Source organism: Janthinobacterium sp. GW822-FHT07A03 (assembly GCF_058798815.1).
In genome coordinates, this window is record NZ_JBXAKW010000007.1 from 252,359 (window position 1) to 265,698 (window position 13,340).

Below are 13,340 nucleotides of genomic sequence, written 5' to 3' on the forward strand. Positions count from 1 at the left end.
GTACGCCCCCCCCCCCCCCCCCCCCCCCCCCCCCCGCCGCCACATCACGCACTCGCAACACGGTTCCCTGGGGCAATAGCCACCAGGCAAGCTTGATACTTACTGACTTTACAAGGTTACACACATGGAATGGTTATTTGACCCGACAATCTGGGTCGGCCTGCTGACGCTGGTCGTACTGGAAATCGTACTGGGTATCGACAACCTGATCTTCATCGCCATCCTGGCCGAAAAGCTGCCGCCGCACCAGCGCGACAAGGCGCGCGTGCTGGGCCTGACCCTGGCCCTCGTCATGCGCCTGGGCCTGCTCTCGCTGATTTCCTGGCTCGTCACGCTGACGACGCCCTTGTTTTCCATACTGACTTTTTCGTTTTCCGGGCGCGACCTGATCCTGCTCGTCGGCGGCCTGTTCCTGCTGTTCAAGGCCACCAGCGAGCTGCACGAGCGCCTCGAAGGCGTCACGCATGCCCAGACGGGGCCGAAAGTCTACGCCGGCTTCGGCCTCGTGGTGGCGCAGATCGTCGTGCTCGACGCCGTCTTTTCGCTCGACGCCGTCATCACGGCCGTCGGCATGGTGGAAAACCTGTACGTGATGATGGCGGCCGTCGTCATTTCCATCATCGTCATGATGCTGGCCTCGAAGGTGCTGACGCGCTTCGTCAACGCCCACCCCACCGTCGTCGTGCTGTGTCTGAGCTTTTTGCTGATGATCGGCCTGTCGCTGGTGGCCGAAGGCCTGGGCTTCCACATTCCGAAAGGCTATCTGTACGCCGCCATCGGTTTCTCCATCGTCATCGAGTTCTTCAACCAGCTGGCGCGCCGCAACTTCCTCAAGCTGCAGTCGAACGCCCCGCTGCGCGACCGCACGGCGCAAGCCGTGCTGAGCCTGCTGGGCGGACGCAAGGGCCGCGAAGCCGTGGAAGAGCACGAAGTCAAGGAATTGCCCGACGTCTCCGCCTTCGGCGTGGAAGAGCGCAACATGGTCAGCGGCGTGCTGACCCTGGCCGAACGCTCGATCCGTTCCGTGATGACGCCGCGCGGCGACGTCTCGTGGGTCAACCTGAACGACAGCAGCGAGAAAATGCTGCAACTGTTGCGCGACACGCCGCACAGCATGATTCCTGTCTGCAACGATGACCTCGACAATGTGGTCGGCATCGCGCGCAGCAAGGACCTGATCGAAGACCTCGTCTCGCATGGCAAGATCGATCCGGCCAGCATGCGCGAAGCCGTCGTCGTGCCGGAAGCGGCCGGCGTGCTGAAAGCCATGGAAACCCTGAAGCGCTCGCGCGGCCAGCTGGTGCTGGTGGTCGACGAATTCGGCACCGTGCAAGGCGTGCTCACGCCCATCGACATCCTGGAAGCCATCGCCGGCGAATTCCCCGACGAGGACGAGCAGCCCGACGTGGAAGTGCTGGGCCCAGGCCACTGGCGCATCGATGGCGCGACGGACCTGCATTACCTGGAGCAAGTGTTCGAGACGGAAACCCTGGTCAGCGAAGACGGCGAGTACAACTCGCTGGCCGGCTTCCTGCTGGCGCATTTCGAGAACATGCCTGCCGTGGGCGAGGTGCTGGAACTCGATGATCTGCGCTATGAGATCCTCGAGGCGGACGAGCGCCGCATCGCCTGCGTGGACGTGCGCCGCATCGAGCCCGATCACAGTTTGTAACACAATGGCAAGCGTGCCCCGCTTGCCATGCCGTATGCTGGGGTCTGCCTTTTCCGGAGACGCCCACATGAAACATTCTTTGCTACGCCTGACCCTGCTGGCTTGCGCCGCCTTGGGCAGCCAAGCCCAGGCCGCCGCGCCATCCCCCGCCATCAAGCCTGGCCTGTGGCAAGTCGACAGCAAGATGGCGTCGCCCGACGCCGCCACCGACAACGCCATGTCCATGGTGCTGCAGCAGCTGGGCAACCTTCCTCCCGATCAACGCAAGCAGCTGGAAAGCATGGCCGCCAGCCGCGGCATGGCCATGCCCACCGTGGGCGCCGACGGCGCCGTGCGCGTGACGGCGTGCGTGACGCCGGAAATGGCGGCGCGCAGGCAGATTCCCACGGGCCAGCCCGGCGATTGCAAATCAAAGAACACCGACACCGCGGGCGGCATGAACGTGTCGTTCACGTGCGCCAACCCGAAATCGAGCGGCGAAGGCCAGGTGCGCTTCAGTGGCGACCAGGCGTTCAGCATGCAACTGGCGGTGACGACCAGCGCGCGCGGCACGCCGGAACAGGTGAATGTGACGAGCAACGGCAAGTGGCTGGGGGCAACGTGCCCCGCGCCTTCCGCCGCCGCTCAGAAGCCGTGACGGAAGCCCATATTGAAAGCGGCGTCGCCGCGTCCCGCATCGCTGGCATTGCCCACCGTGTAGCGGGCGCCGTTCTTGTTGTGGATCTTCGCGTAGGAGGCGTAGAAATCGCTGCGTTTTGACAGGGAATACGTGAGGCCGACGGCCACCTGATTGGCGTCGCGGTCGGCCAGGTCGCGGTCGTCCTTGCGCACGTACGAGGCCAGCAGCTTGAAGCCGCCCACGGGCACGGACACGCCGAGCAAGGTGTCGCGGCTGTCCGACGACGACATCGACAGGGCCAGCGAGCTGTAGGCATTGTTCGGGTCCCATGGCGAGCTGCCATAGCCCTTGTTCACGCCCACGGCGGCAAAGGCGGTGGCCACTTTCAGGTCGATGTTCGCCGCGATCAGGGTGTTGCGCGACGACATATCGATGGCGGGCAAGGTGCCGGAGGCGAGGATGAAGTTGTTCTTGCGCTGGTGCGACACGCTGACATTCACGGCGCCGGCCGAATAGCCGAGGGTGGCGCCATACGCGCGGTTGTTGGCGCTGCTGTATGGCGACTCGCCGAAGCTGTAGATGGCGCTGGCCGTCACGCCGCGCAAGGCGGGCGTCACGTATTTGACGGTATTGTCGTAGCGTTTCACGCTGTAGCCGGCCAGGTTGCCGGCGCTGCCGGCCATGCCGCCCTTGAACGGGTCGGCCACGTCGGTGAGGGCCAGGTATTGCAGATTGTACTGGCGCCCCAGGGTCAGCGCGCCCAGGCGGCTGTCCAGGCCCACGTAGGCCTGGCGGCCGAACAGCCGGCCATCTTCCGACTGGCCCGTGTCGTTCTGGATGCCCGCTTCCAGGGTAAACACGGCGGAAACGTCGTTGCCCAGCGCTTCGCGGCCCTGCACGCCCAGGCGCGAGCCGGAGGCGACGCCGCCGGACACCTTGGTGCCGGCGCAACCGGCGGCACAGCCCCGTTCGGCCACGATACCCGCGTCGAGCACGCCGTACACGGCAACGTTGGTGGATGCGGCACTGCCCGCGCCATCGGCAGCCTGGGCCGTCGCGCCCAGCGCGAATGGCCCCATCCCTATCACAGCAAGCGCAAAATACGAGGTCTTCATGATAAATATCTCGGTCACGTGAATTGAAACTTCCCGGTATTGATCAGGACATGCGCTGTGTGTCTGATCTCAGTGTTACCTTATCCTCGCTTTTTGTCCAGCCATCCGTGCGTTGTACAACAGAAACTTCAGCTTAGCCCCACGAAAAGAGTCGCGCACTGACAACACGCAAGGTTGACCATGATTGTGGCACTAGCGGCAAAATGGCGTGAATTGCAGGCCCTGCCGTAAAGCAATGTTCGGTGGCGAACGTTGCGCGATCTGACGCAGGCGGTACACTACTGGTTTTACCGACAGCGGCTCGCCCGTTTTTTCTGCATGCTAGCTATCCTCGAACGCATTGACCCCAACTCCAGCAATATCGACTTGCTGGTGGAATTATTCAACTCACTGCGTCCCAAGCGCCCCCACGACAGCGCTACCGCGATTGCCAACGTGCGCACCCTGCGCCAGCTTCTCAAAGGTAACCCCGCGCAAGCGCGCGCCCTGCACGAATACGTGCTGCGCGTGCTGGCCGCGCGCCGCCACGCCAGCCTGTACACGGACATCGGCGTGCTGTCGAACAGCGGCTTCTTTACAGAATTGAAACGCCGCATCGCCTACCGCATGCTGCCGCCCGCCCTCGGCGACGAATACCTGAACGACGCGCTCGACCAGGTGCTGTACCTGAAGACCGATTATTTGTGGATCAGCAACGTGCCCGCCACGGACTGGCTGGAACTGTTCGACGTGCTCACCAGCGACGACATCGAACTGGCCGTCGGCGATGGCAATATCATGTTGCCAGGCATGCTCGATGCCATCCGCACCCTGTCCTACCGCGTCTGCGCCATGGGCCTGGAACCGGAACTGACGCGTTTTCACAGCGAAATTGAAGTGTTCCAGTCGCCGTTCATGGTGCAGAACACGGAAGTGAACGCCTACCTGGACGCCTACACGAGCCTGCTGCAGGGCGATATCGAGCACATCGAGGATGCGCGCCATTTGCTGGTGATGCTGGACCAGTGCGACGCCGTCATCGCCAAGATCCGCAAGAAGGCCCTGTACCAGGGCACCAGCATTCCTCTGACCTACCTGCTGGTGGCGCTGGCGCAGAGCATCGACCGCCTGCGCAAGCTGCTGTTCCTCGTCGACACGAGCGGCGAGCTGCCCGCATCGAACAACGTGGACATCGACGCCATCACGGTAGACGCCACGCAGGACTTGCTGCACCCGCAACCGGTCAGCCGCCGCCGCGCGGGCGCCGTCGGGCTGGCGCTGGAGCTGATCCGCGCGCACAACCACAAATACAAGGTCAGCGACCTGTTTTCCGACAATATCAACTTGCTGGCGCGCAATGTGACGGAAAACGCCAGCCGCACGGGCGAGCACTACATCGCGGAAAACCGCCGCGAAATGGGCGCCATGTTCCTCTCGTCCGCGGGCGCGGGCGTGATCATCGGCTTCATGGCCCTGTTCAAGATATTGATGTCCTACCTGCGCTCGGCGCCGCTGGTCGAAGCGTTCATGTTCAGCATGAATTACTCGATCGGCTTCATGTTCATCCACTTGCTGCACTTCACGGTGGCCACCAAGCAGCCGGCCATGACGGCGTCGCGCATCGCCGCCGGCCTGCACAGCAAGGATGGCCGGAATATCGACCTCGACAGCATGGCGGAACTGATCAACAAGGTCTTCCGCACGCAAAACATGGCCGTGCTGGGCAACCTGGCGACGGCCATCCCCACGGCGTGGCTGATCGCGCTCGGCTACAAGGCGATTACCGGGCACAACCTGGTATCGCCGGAAAAAGCCATGCATCTGCTGCACGATATCGACCCCATCGGCAGCCCCGCCATCTTCTACGCCATGATCGCGGGCGTGTGCCTGTTCGTGGCCGGCCTGATTTCCGGCTACTACGACAATCAGGCCCTGTACACGCGCTGGGCGCAGCGCATCGCGCAATTGCGCGGCCTGGGCCGCGTGATCGGCCAGGAGCGCCTGCAGCGGCTGGGCCTGTACCTGGAAAACAACCTGGGCGGCCTGATGGGTAACTTCTATTTCGGTATATTGCTCGGTTCCATCGGCACCCTGGGCTTTTTGATCGGCTTGCCCATCGATATCCGCCACATCACCTTCTCGGCCGCCAACTTTGCGACAGCGCTGGTGGGACTCGACCACAATATGAGCTGGCAGCTGGCCGTCAAGTCGCTGTCGGGCATCTTCGCCATCGGCACGGCCAACCTGCTGGTCAGCTTCGGCCTGGCCCTGTGGGTGGCCCTGCGTTCGCGCCAGGTGCGCTTCAAGCACGGCATGCAATTGTTGAAAATCCTGGGCAAGCGTTTCCTGCGCTCGCCCATCGTCTTCTTCTTCGGTTCGAAAAACCCGCCGCCACTGGCACTGGCCGATGACTCGGCAAACCTGTCACCCACGACCAAGGCTCAAAAATGACCGCTCGCCGCATGCAACCCTGCCTCACCGCCCTCCTGCTGTGCTGGACCCTGGCTGCATGCGCCGCGTTGCCAAACGTTAAAAATCTCAATACCACCCTGGAACCCGTGGCCAAGCCCAATGTCATCACGGGCAAGGGCGCCATGCTGAACGTCAACAGCCGGGCCGCCCTGCTCAACAAGCGCTGGGCCAAGTCCGGCATGGACTTGAAGACCCAGGCCGCGCTGGAAGAGGCGGCCACGGGCGTGCCTTTGATCAAGGGCAACAAGGTGACCCTGCTGTTTGATGGCCCGCAAACCATGGCCGCCATGTTCCAGGCCATCAGCGAAGCGAAAAACAGCATCAACCTGGAAACGTATATCTTCGACCAGGACCCGCTGGGCCTGAAGTTTGCCGACATGCTGATCGAAAAGCAGCAAGCGGGTGTGACGGTCAACGTCATCTACGACAGCGTGGGCACGATCGGCGTGCCGCAGGCGTTTTTTGACCGCATGCGCGCGGCCGGCGTGCACCTGGTGGCGTTCAACCCCGTCAATCCCGCCAAGCTCAAGGGCGACGACTGGAAGATCAACAACCGCGACCACCGCAAGGTGCTGATCGTCGACGGCACAATGGCGTTTACGGGCGGCATCAATATCAGCGATACCTATGCCAAGAGCTCGCTGTTCCGCTCGAAATCGAAGCCCACCGACAAGAAGGACGTAGGCTGGCGCGATACCCACGTGAAAGTGGAAGGCCCGGCCGTGGCCGCCTTCCAGTGGCTGTTCATCCGCACCTGGGCCCAGCAAGACCAGGCCGACTTGCCGGACGCAAATTATTTCCCCGTGCTGTCCGAAGTGGGCGACAAGCTGGTGCGCGTGGTGGCCAGCGAGCCGGACGGCGGCTTCGAAATCTACAAGGCCTACATCCTGGCCATCCAGGAAGCAAAAAAATCGATCCACATCACGTCCGCCTATTTCGTGCCCGACCAGCAGACGGTCGACGCGCTGGTCGCGGCCGCCAAGCGGGGCGTGGACGTCACCGTGGTGCTGCCCGGCGTATCCGACAGCGGCCTCGTGTTCCATGCGGGACACGCGCTGTACGACCAGCTGCTGGCCGGCGGCATCCGCATCTTCCATCTGAAACTGGCCGTGCTGCACGCCAAGACGGCCGTCATCGACGGCGCCTGGTCAACGGTCGGCTCGACGAATATCGACATGCGCAGCTTCCTGCACAACAGCGAGCTGAACGTGATCGTGCTGGGTGACAGTTTCGGCCGGGAAATGGAAAACGCTTTCCAGGAAGACTTGCGCGACTCGCAAGAGATCACCAAGGCGAAATGGGAAACGCGGCCCATCTCCGACCGCATGAAGGAATGGGCGGCCCGTTTCATGAATTACTGGCTGTAAGCACCGATCAGGCGGCTGGATATTTGCACAAATATGCACTATATTGCACCAATAGTATGACGATCGTCGTACTGCTCATATCTGGAGTGGACCACCATGGGAACCGTGCGCAAGACCATTACCTTGACGGACCAGCAGGACGATTGGATCAAGGCGCAAATTGACGCCGGGCGCTATACGAACGACAGCGAATACATCCGCGACCTGATCCGGCGTGAACAGGAACGCAGCGCCGAACTCGATGCGATCCGCGCGGCGCTGGTGGAAGGCGAGGCAAGCGGCGAACCCCAGCCTTTCGACGCCAGGGCTTTCAAGCAGAGAATGCTGGCAGCGCATGGCTGAATACCGGCTGACGCCCGCCGCCGAACGTGATCTTGAGGCGATCTGGGCGTATACGTCGCAGCGGTGGAGCGTGCAGCAGGCCAGTGTTTATCTTGACAACATGACGGCAGCCTTCGATGAGCTGGCACGCGCGCCCGAGACGGCACCGGCATGCGAGCAGATCCGGCCCGGCTACCGGCGCCGCAAAGTCGGACGGCACATGATTTATTTCCGCATCACTCACTATGGCATTGCCATCGTCCGCATTTTGCATGACCGCATGGATGCGGCACGCCATCTGTAATTAAAACATCATCGATCACAGCGGCCGCAAGCTGGCCCACACGCCGCCCTGGCGTTCGAACGCTTCCGTGCTGACCTTTTCAAACTCGGCGCTGTCTTCATTCCAGCTGTAGCGCTCGACCCTGATGCAACTGTTTTCCACGCGCAGCACATTGAAGGAGTTCGACTCGCCCCTGCCCCGCGTCGACGTGGCCGTGCCCGCCTGCACCATCAGGGCCGCGTAGCCGGCGATCTTGTAGCGCTCGGCCGTGTTGCCCGCCACGCTGGCATGCAGATGCCCCGCCAGCAATAAATCCACGCCGCATTCGGAAAACATTTGCAGCGCCAGCGGCGCGCGGTCCACCAGGTCATCCTCGTCGAAGTGCTCGGGCAAGTCAAATGGATGATGCGTGACGATGATGCGCGTCAAACCGGGCGGCAAACGGCCCAGGCGTTCACGCAGGAAATCGATCTGCTCGTGACTGATGCGGCCATCCTTGAACGTCAATGAGCGGGCCGTGTTGATGCCCAGCACGGCGATTTCCTCGTCCACGTATTCGGGCGACAAATCGTCCGTCACATGGCGCCGGTATTTCACCAGCGGCGTCAGGAAGCGGGAAAAGACGTTGTACAGCGGTACGTCATGATTGCCCGGCACCACGATCTGCGGCCCCGGCAAGCTGTCGAGAAAGTGCCGCGCCGCCTGGAACTGGGCGCTGCGGGCCCGCTGCGTGAGGTCGCCCGAGACCACCACCACGTCCGGTTCCAGCCGCTCGACCAGCGCGCGCAAGGGCGCCAGCAAGTCCCCGTCGACCCGGCCGAAATGCAGATCCGATAAATGCACGATGGTACGCATGGCGCTCTCCTAGCTGGCGGCGGGCACGGGCGCCGGCACGATCACTTCGAGCGCGGCCGTGCGGATGCAGTAGCGCAGCGGCGTATTCATGACGGTCACTTCGCCATCGGTGGCCACGCGCAGGCGGCGGTGTCGCGTGGCGATCTCCAGGTCAGTGGCCGTCAGCACGTCGAAATCCTTGGCCTGCGACAACTTGCCGAACAGCGCGTGCAAGGCCAGCTTCAGCAAGCCCAGGCGGCCCGGACGCTGTGCCACGTACAGGCTCAGCTGGCCACCGTTGAGCCGTTCGCGCTCGCCGATATTCAAGCCTTCCATCCGGTATTCATTATTGCCGATGAAGACGAAAGGCGTGCGGCGCGCATGCACGGCGTCGTTGACTTTCAGCTGCACGCTGAGAAAGGGATAGCGGCGCAAGGCCGCCACCAGCGCCCAGCTGAAAGCCAGCCACTTGCCCCGTCCCAGCCGCCGCTGCTGCTTTTCGCGGTCGCGCACGATATCGGGATACAGGCCCAGGCTGGAATTGTTCAGGAAGATGCGGCCATTGACTTCGCCCACGTCAACCTGGTGCGGCACGCCCTGCGCCACGTTGGCAATCGCCGCGTCGAGCGTCAATGGAATATTCAGATCCTTGGCGAAATGGTTCAAGGTGCCCAGCGGCAAGACGCCAAACGGCGTGCCGCTGCCGACGACGACGGAGGCGACGGCATTGATGGTGCCGTCGCCGCCCCCGGCCACGACGATCGGCGCGCCATCGCGCAAGGCTTGCTCGGCCGTGGCGATCATCTCTGCCCCGCTTTGCGCCAGGGTGATGGCGGCGTCGAGGCCCACGGCCAGGAATTGTGCTTCAAGCTGCTGCGCCCAGTCCGGCGCATAGCCGCAGCCGGCGCCCGCATTGATGATGACGGCGATTTTGCTCAGGATCGTTCCCCTTATTTCGTTTGCCGGATATGCCGGCGGCGGCGCAGGGTCGACACGCCGGCGATACAGATGGCCAGCCAGCCATAGCTTTCCGCCATGGCCGCCAGCACATCGCTCAGGTAATGCGCGCCCAAATAAATGCGGCTGAAGCCGACGAGCGACGCCATCAGGAATGCGCCCAGCGCGATGGCGATGCGCTTGCCCCAGGCGCCCGGTGCCGTCTGGCAAATCAGGTAGGCGGCCAGCAAGCCGTACAGGGCCGTCGAGGTGGCCGTATGGCCGCTGGGAAAGCTGTACGTGCTAAAGGCCGTCTGCAGGATGGGCTCGTCAAAGCTGGGCCGCGCGCGCACAAAAATGTACTTTAACAGCAGGTTCAAAAACATGACGCCCGGCATGGTGATGGCCAGGGTAAACAGCCAGTAATCGGCGCCCTTGCGGTGCAGATACCAGCCCAGCAAGGCGGCCAGGGTGATGGCGCCGATCACGCCATGCATATGCGTGACGACCAGCAGGCAACTGGTGATCCACGGCACGGCATGCTGGTTGAACCACTGCGCCACCTGCAGGTCGATCACGGTGATCCGGGCCATGCCCATCACGGCTTCGGCGATCTCGTGGAAGACCACGATGGCCACCAGCATCAGGGCCACGCCCACCGTCATATGCAGGCCCAGCTCGCCTTCGGGCGACAGGCGCGCCTCGACGAAACGGCGCAGTTTCATGGCCCAGCCCGTGGTCATGCCCATGTCATTTTTCTCTTGCAAACTGATCTCTCTTTCATATTCCTGGCGATGATCAAAAAAACCACACCAGCAAAAAAAATACTGTTTATTCATACAGTAGCTGTGTTTTCATACAGTAGTTATGCTATTCTGATGACTCGTTCAACACATCTCCCTCAAAGGAATTGTCATGGCAACATTGAATAGCGGTTTTGGCTCACGGTTCGGCCTGGAATACGCCCCAAGCTCTTTCCTCGTCCGCATGGGCAAGCGCGAAATCCTCGTCTGCCGCGACTTCCGCAAGCGCTACTACACCGTCAATCCCCTGATCGAGTGCGGTACGGGCATCGAGCCGGGCTATGTTGAAGTGCTGCTGATGCGCCGTTGGCTTTTGATCTTATCTAAAGCGCATTAAATACGCCTTAAAAATCTACTGCGCGGCGCGATTTGCGGCCTGCGATGCTCGCTGTACTAAAGTACAGCTGCGCTTCTTAGCCACAACTCGTTGCCGTTCGCTACGATTTTTCTCGGCGTATTCCGGGGCTTTCGACGACATTGCTTGAAAGCCTCGCCCGGCCACGCCGGGAGCGCGCCAGTACCGGCCAGCGGCAACGCTGGCCGACCCCTCATTACTGCGTGCGCTCCGGTGCGGCCGGGCTGGCAGGTGTATTCGCGCCTGCCTTGACAGGCGCCACCTTGTCAAACACATTCGCTTCGTACCACAGCGTAACGAACAGCACCATCACGACGGGGCCAATGAACAGGCCCACGAGACCCAGGGTCTCCACGCCGCCCAAAATACCGAACAGCACGGCCAGGAAAGGCAAGCGGGTAGCGTTGCCGATCATGCCGGGGCGCACGAAGTGGTCGGCCACGAACAGCACCACGGTGCCCCACGCGGCCACGCCGATGGCGGCGCCCACATTGCCCTGGAACACCAGCAAGGCTGCCGCGCACAGGTAAGCGAGCGGCGCGCCGAACGGGATGATGGCCAAAATACCGGTGGCGAACGCCCACAGGGCCGGCGACGGCAAGCCGGCAATCGCATAGGCGAAGCCGATCAGCACGCCTTCGGCCAGGCCCACGAGCACCAGGCCGTTGACGGTGGCGCGGATGGCGGTCGGAATCTTTTGCGCATAGCGGCCCCAGCGTTCAGGGCGCAGGAAATGGCTGCCGACGGCCGTGATCTGGCGCGTCAGCGCTTCGCCATCCTTGTAGAAGAAAAACAGGCATAAAAAGGCCAGGCCGAAGTCGACCAGGCGGTGGAAGACGTCCGCGCCGAGGACTTTCAGCATGTCGCGCGCGGAATGAAAGCCGCCCACGGCGCTGCCCGCAAAGAAGTGGCCGAGGCCGTGGGGCTGGCTCAGGGTGGCTTGCCACCAGTCGCCGATGGCGCTGCCGGCCAGCGGAATATGCGCCACCCAGTCCGGCACGGGCAAGCCGTCGGTATTCGCATGGACGACGAAATTGGCCAGCACGGGCACTTCGCGCGCCGCCTGCGCCACGCCGAACAGCACGGGGATGATGAAGATGCAGGCGAACGCCAGGGTCAGCACGGCCGCCGCGATGATGGTGCGCTGGCCCAGCGCCGCGCGCACGCGCAGGTACAGGGGCCAGGTGGCCACGCACAGGATGCCGGCCCACACGAGCGGCAAAAAGAAACGCTGCATGACGAAGGCCGTCACGGCGATCAGGGCCAGGGAAAAGCCTGCGCTGACGATGTCGCGCTGGGTATCGGTCATACCACTCCATTCATGCCCGGCGCCACAGGCCGCCAGTATTCGCTATGCGCCAGTTGCGCAGGCGTAGCGTAACACGCCACCAGCCAAGCTTATACCAGTCCCAGCTCCACCGGTTTGACGCCGGCAAACACATGATCGAGTTGCGCCGGCGTCAAACCGAAGGTGCGGCGCAGCAAGCCGCCCAGCACGGCGCGGTATTCATTCAGCACGGGCATGTCGCGGTTCTGGAACAGCGTCGCCTGCGAAATCGCCACCTGCTCGCCCGCCACCTGCTTGCCCCTGATCCCGCCGCCGAGCACCCAGAACACGCTGCCGTGGCCATGGTCCGTGCCGCGGTTGCCGTTTTCGCGGAAGGTGCGGCCAAATTCGCTGACCACGACGACCACGGTATTGCGCCATTCGCTGCCCATTTCCTGGGAAAACGCGGCCAGGCCCCGCCCCAGCTCGTCGAAACGTCCCGCCAGGTAGCCGCTGGCGCCGCCCTGCCCCACGTGCGTATCCCAGCCGCCCACGTCGACGAAACCAAGGTTGTATTTGTCCTTCATCAAGCGGGCGATGCGCTGCGCTTCCAGTTCAAAACCCTTGGTACTGATGGCGTTGCGGTTGGCCGCCTGCATTTCTCCCGTCAATTCCCGGCTCACGTCCGCGCGCACGGCAAAGCCTGCGCTGACCGGTTGCTGCAAGGGCGTGCCCTTGTACATGGCGGCGATGAGCTGGCTTTGACGCGCATCAATACCGGACTTGCCCACGGAGCGCAGCCCCATGTTCGGTACTTGCACGCCGCCCTGGAAGATCAAGGGCAGCTGGTCTGTGAAGGAAATGGCGTGATTGCCGCTGTTGAGGCTTTGCGCCAGCCGGTTCAAAAAGCCCGAGCGGAAATCGCGCCGGCCGCCCAGTTCCTGCCCCAGTTCGATGCTGTCCTGCGTCTCGAAATGGCTGCGCGTCAAATCCGTCGTGCCCGCAAACGGGATGAAGGCCGCCTCGCCGCCCGTGAACATGGGATAGATGGTCTCGCGCAAGGCCGGATGCAGGGCCCAGTCGGCGTTCAAGGCCAGCGCGCCGTTGTCTTCACCGGGTTTCGCGATGGCAATATTCGGCCGCGATGCGTAATAAAAATCGCTGCCGACCGGCACCAGCAGGTTATTCGCGTCATAGCCGCCGCGCAGGAAGACGAACAGCAGCTTCGCATTCGTGGCGGGCGCGGCCAGCAAGCTGCCCGCATGCGACAACAGGGGCGCGGCGGCCAGGGCTTTCAACAGGTCACGACGGTTCATG

At 62.8% G+C, this 13,340-nt stretch carries 13 protein-coding genes; 7 read left to right on the forward strand and 6 right to left on the reverse strand.

The features are described 5' to 3' along the window. The first annotated feature begins 124 nt into the window (after positions 1–124). Positions 125–1,672, forward strand: coding sequence for a TerC family protein (locus AC1RJW_RS20915; RefSeq protein ID WP_493046671.1), 1,548 nt, complete (start codon positions 125–127; stop codon positions 1,670–1,672). 67 nt (positions 1,673–1,739) lie between these two features. After that, the gene (locus AC1RJW_RS20920; RefSeq protein ID WP_493046672.1) at positions 1,740–2,309 is read left to right on the forward strand and encodes a DUF3617 domain-containing protein; all 570 of its coding nucleotides are present in this window, start codon (positions 1,740–1,742) and stop codon (positions 2,307–2,309) included. On the opposite strand, the gene AC1RJW_RS20925 is transcribed toward AC1RJW_RS20920, so the two are convergent. Further along, entirely contained in the window at positions 2,297–3,406 is a 1,110-nt protein-coding gene (locus AC1RJW_RS20925) for a porin (protein ID WP_493046673.1), read from the reverse strand. The genes AC1RJW_RS20920 and AC1RJW_RS20925 overlap by 13 nt on opposite strands. Positions 3,407–3,724: 318 nt before the next feature. On the opposite strand from AC1RJW_RS20925, the gene AC1RJW_RS20930 reads away from it, so the two are divergent. From AC1RJW_RS20930 to AC1RJW_RS20945, 4 genes are all read left to right on the forward strand, one after another. Continuing rightward, entirely contained in the window at positions 3,725–5,836 is a 2,112-nt protein-coding gene (locus tag AC1RJW_RS20930) for a site-specific recombinase (protein WP_493046674.1), read from the forward strand. Further along, entirely contained in the window at positions 5,833–7,224 is a 1,392-nt protein-coding gene (gene cls, locus AC1RJW_RS20935) for a cardiolipin synthase (RefSeq protein WP_493046675.1), read from the forward strand. The genes AC1RJW_RS20930 and cls overlap by 4 nt, the downstream gene beginning before the upstream one ends. A 96-nt stretch (positions 7,225–7,320) precedes the next feature. Further along, positions 7,321–7,566, forward strand: coding sequence for a type II toxin-antitoxin system ParD family antitoxin (locus AC1RJW_RS20940; RefSeq protein ID WP_070224900.1), 246 nt, complete (start codon positions 7,321–7,323; stop codon positions 7,564–7,566). Beyond that, a complete protein-coding gene (locus AC1RJW_RS20945) occupies positions 7,559–7,849 on the forward strand; it encodes a type II toxin-antitoxin system RelE/ParE family toxin (protein WP_493046676.1) in 291 nt (96 codons plus the stop codon). The genes AC1RJW_RS20940 and AC1RJW_RS20945 overlap by 8 nt, the downstream gene beginning before the upstream one ends. 15 nt (positions 7,850–7,864) lie before the next feature. On the opposite strand, the gene AC1RJW_RS20950 is transcribed toward AC1RJW_RS20945, so the two are convergent. The 3 genes from AC1RJW_RS20950 to AC1RJW_RS20960 are packed head-to-tail and all read right to left on the reverse strand — an operon-like array spanning position 7,865 to position 10,347. Next, the gene (locus AC1RJW_RS20950) at positions 7,865–8,683 is read right to left on the reverse strand and encodes a metallophosphoesterase family protein (RefSeq protein WP_493046677.1); all 819 of its coding nucleotides are present in this window, start codon (positions 8,681–8,683) and stop codon (positions 7,865–7,867) included. A gap of 9 nt (positions 8,684–8,692) precedes the next feature. Continuing rightward, the gene (locus tag AC1RJW_RS20955; protein WP_493046817.1) at positions 8,693–9,601 is read right to left on the reverse strand and encodes a diacylglycerol/lipid kinase family protein; all 909 of its coding nucleotides are present in this window, start codon (positions 9,599–9,601) and stop codon (positions 8,693–8,695) included. A gap of 11 nt (positions 9,602–9,612) precedes the next feature. After that, positions 9,613–10,347 (reverse strand): phosphatase PAP2 family protein, encoded by a 735-nt coding sequence (locus tag AC1RJW_RS20960; RefSeq protein ID WP_493046678.1) that lies wholly within the window; start codon positions 10,345–10,347, stop codon positions 9,613–9,615. A gap of 166 nt (positions 10,348–10,513) precedes the next feature. Here AC1RJW_RS20960 and AC1RJW_RS20965 point away from each other — a divergent pair, with 166 nt between their 5' ends. Then, positions 10,514–10,738, forward strand: a complete 225-nt coding sequence (locus AC1RJW_RS20965; RefSeq protein ID WP_010396348.1) for a hypothetical protein — start codon at positions 10,514–10,516, stop codon at positions 10,736–10,738. A 214-nt stretch (positions 10,739–10,952) separates the two neighbouring features. On the opposite strand, the gene AC1RJW_RS20970 is transcribed toward AC1RJW_RS20965, so the two are convergent. Together AC1RJW_RS20970 and AC1RJW_RS20975 are read right to left on the reverse strand one after the other, a co-directional pair. Beyond that, positions 10,953–12,065 (reverse strand): AI-2E family transporter, encoded by a 1,113-nt coding sequence (locus AC1RJW_RS20970; RefSeq protein ID WP_493046679.1) that lies wholly within the window; start codon positions 12,063–12,065, stop codon positions 10,953–10,955. 89 nt (positions 12,066–12,154) lie between these two features. Beyond that, positions 12,155–13,339, reverse strand: a complete 1,185-nt coding sequence (locus AC1RJW_RS20975) for a DUF1501 domain-containing protein (protein WP_493046680.1) — start codon at positions 13,337–13,339, stop codon at positions 12,155–12,157. Position 13,340 lies beyond the last annotated feature (1 nt).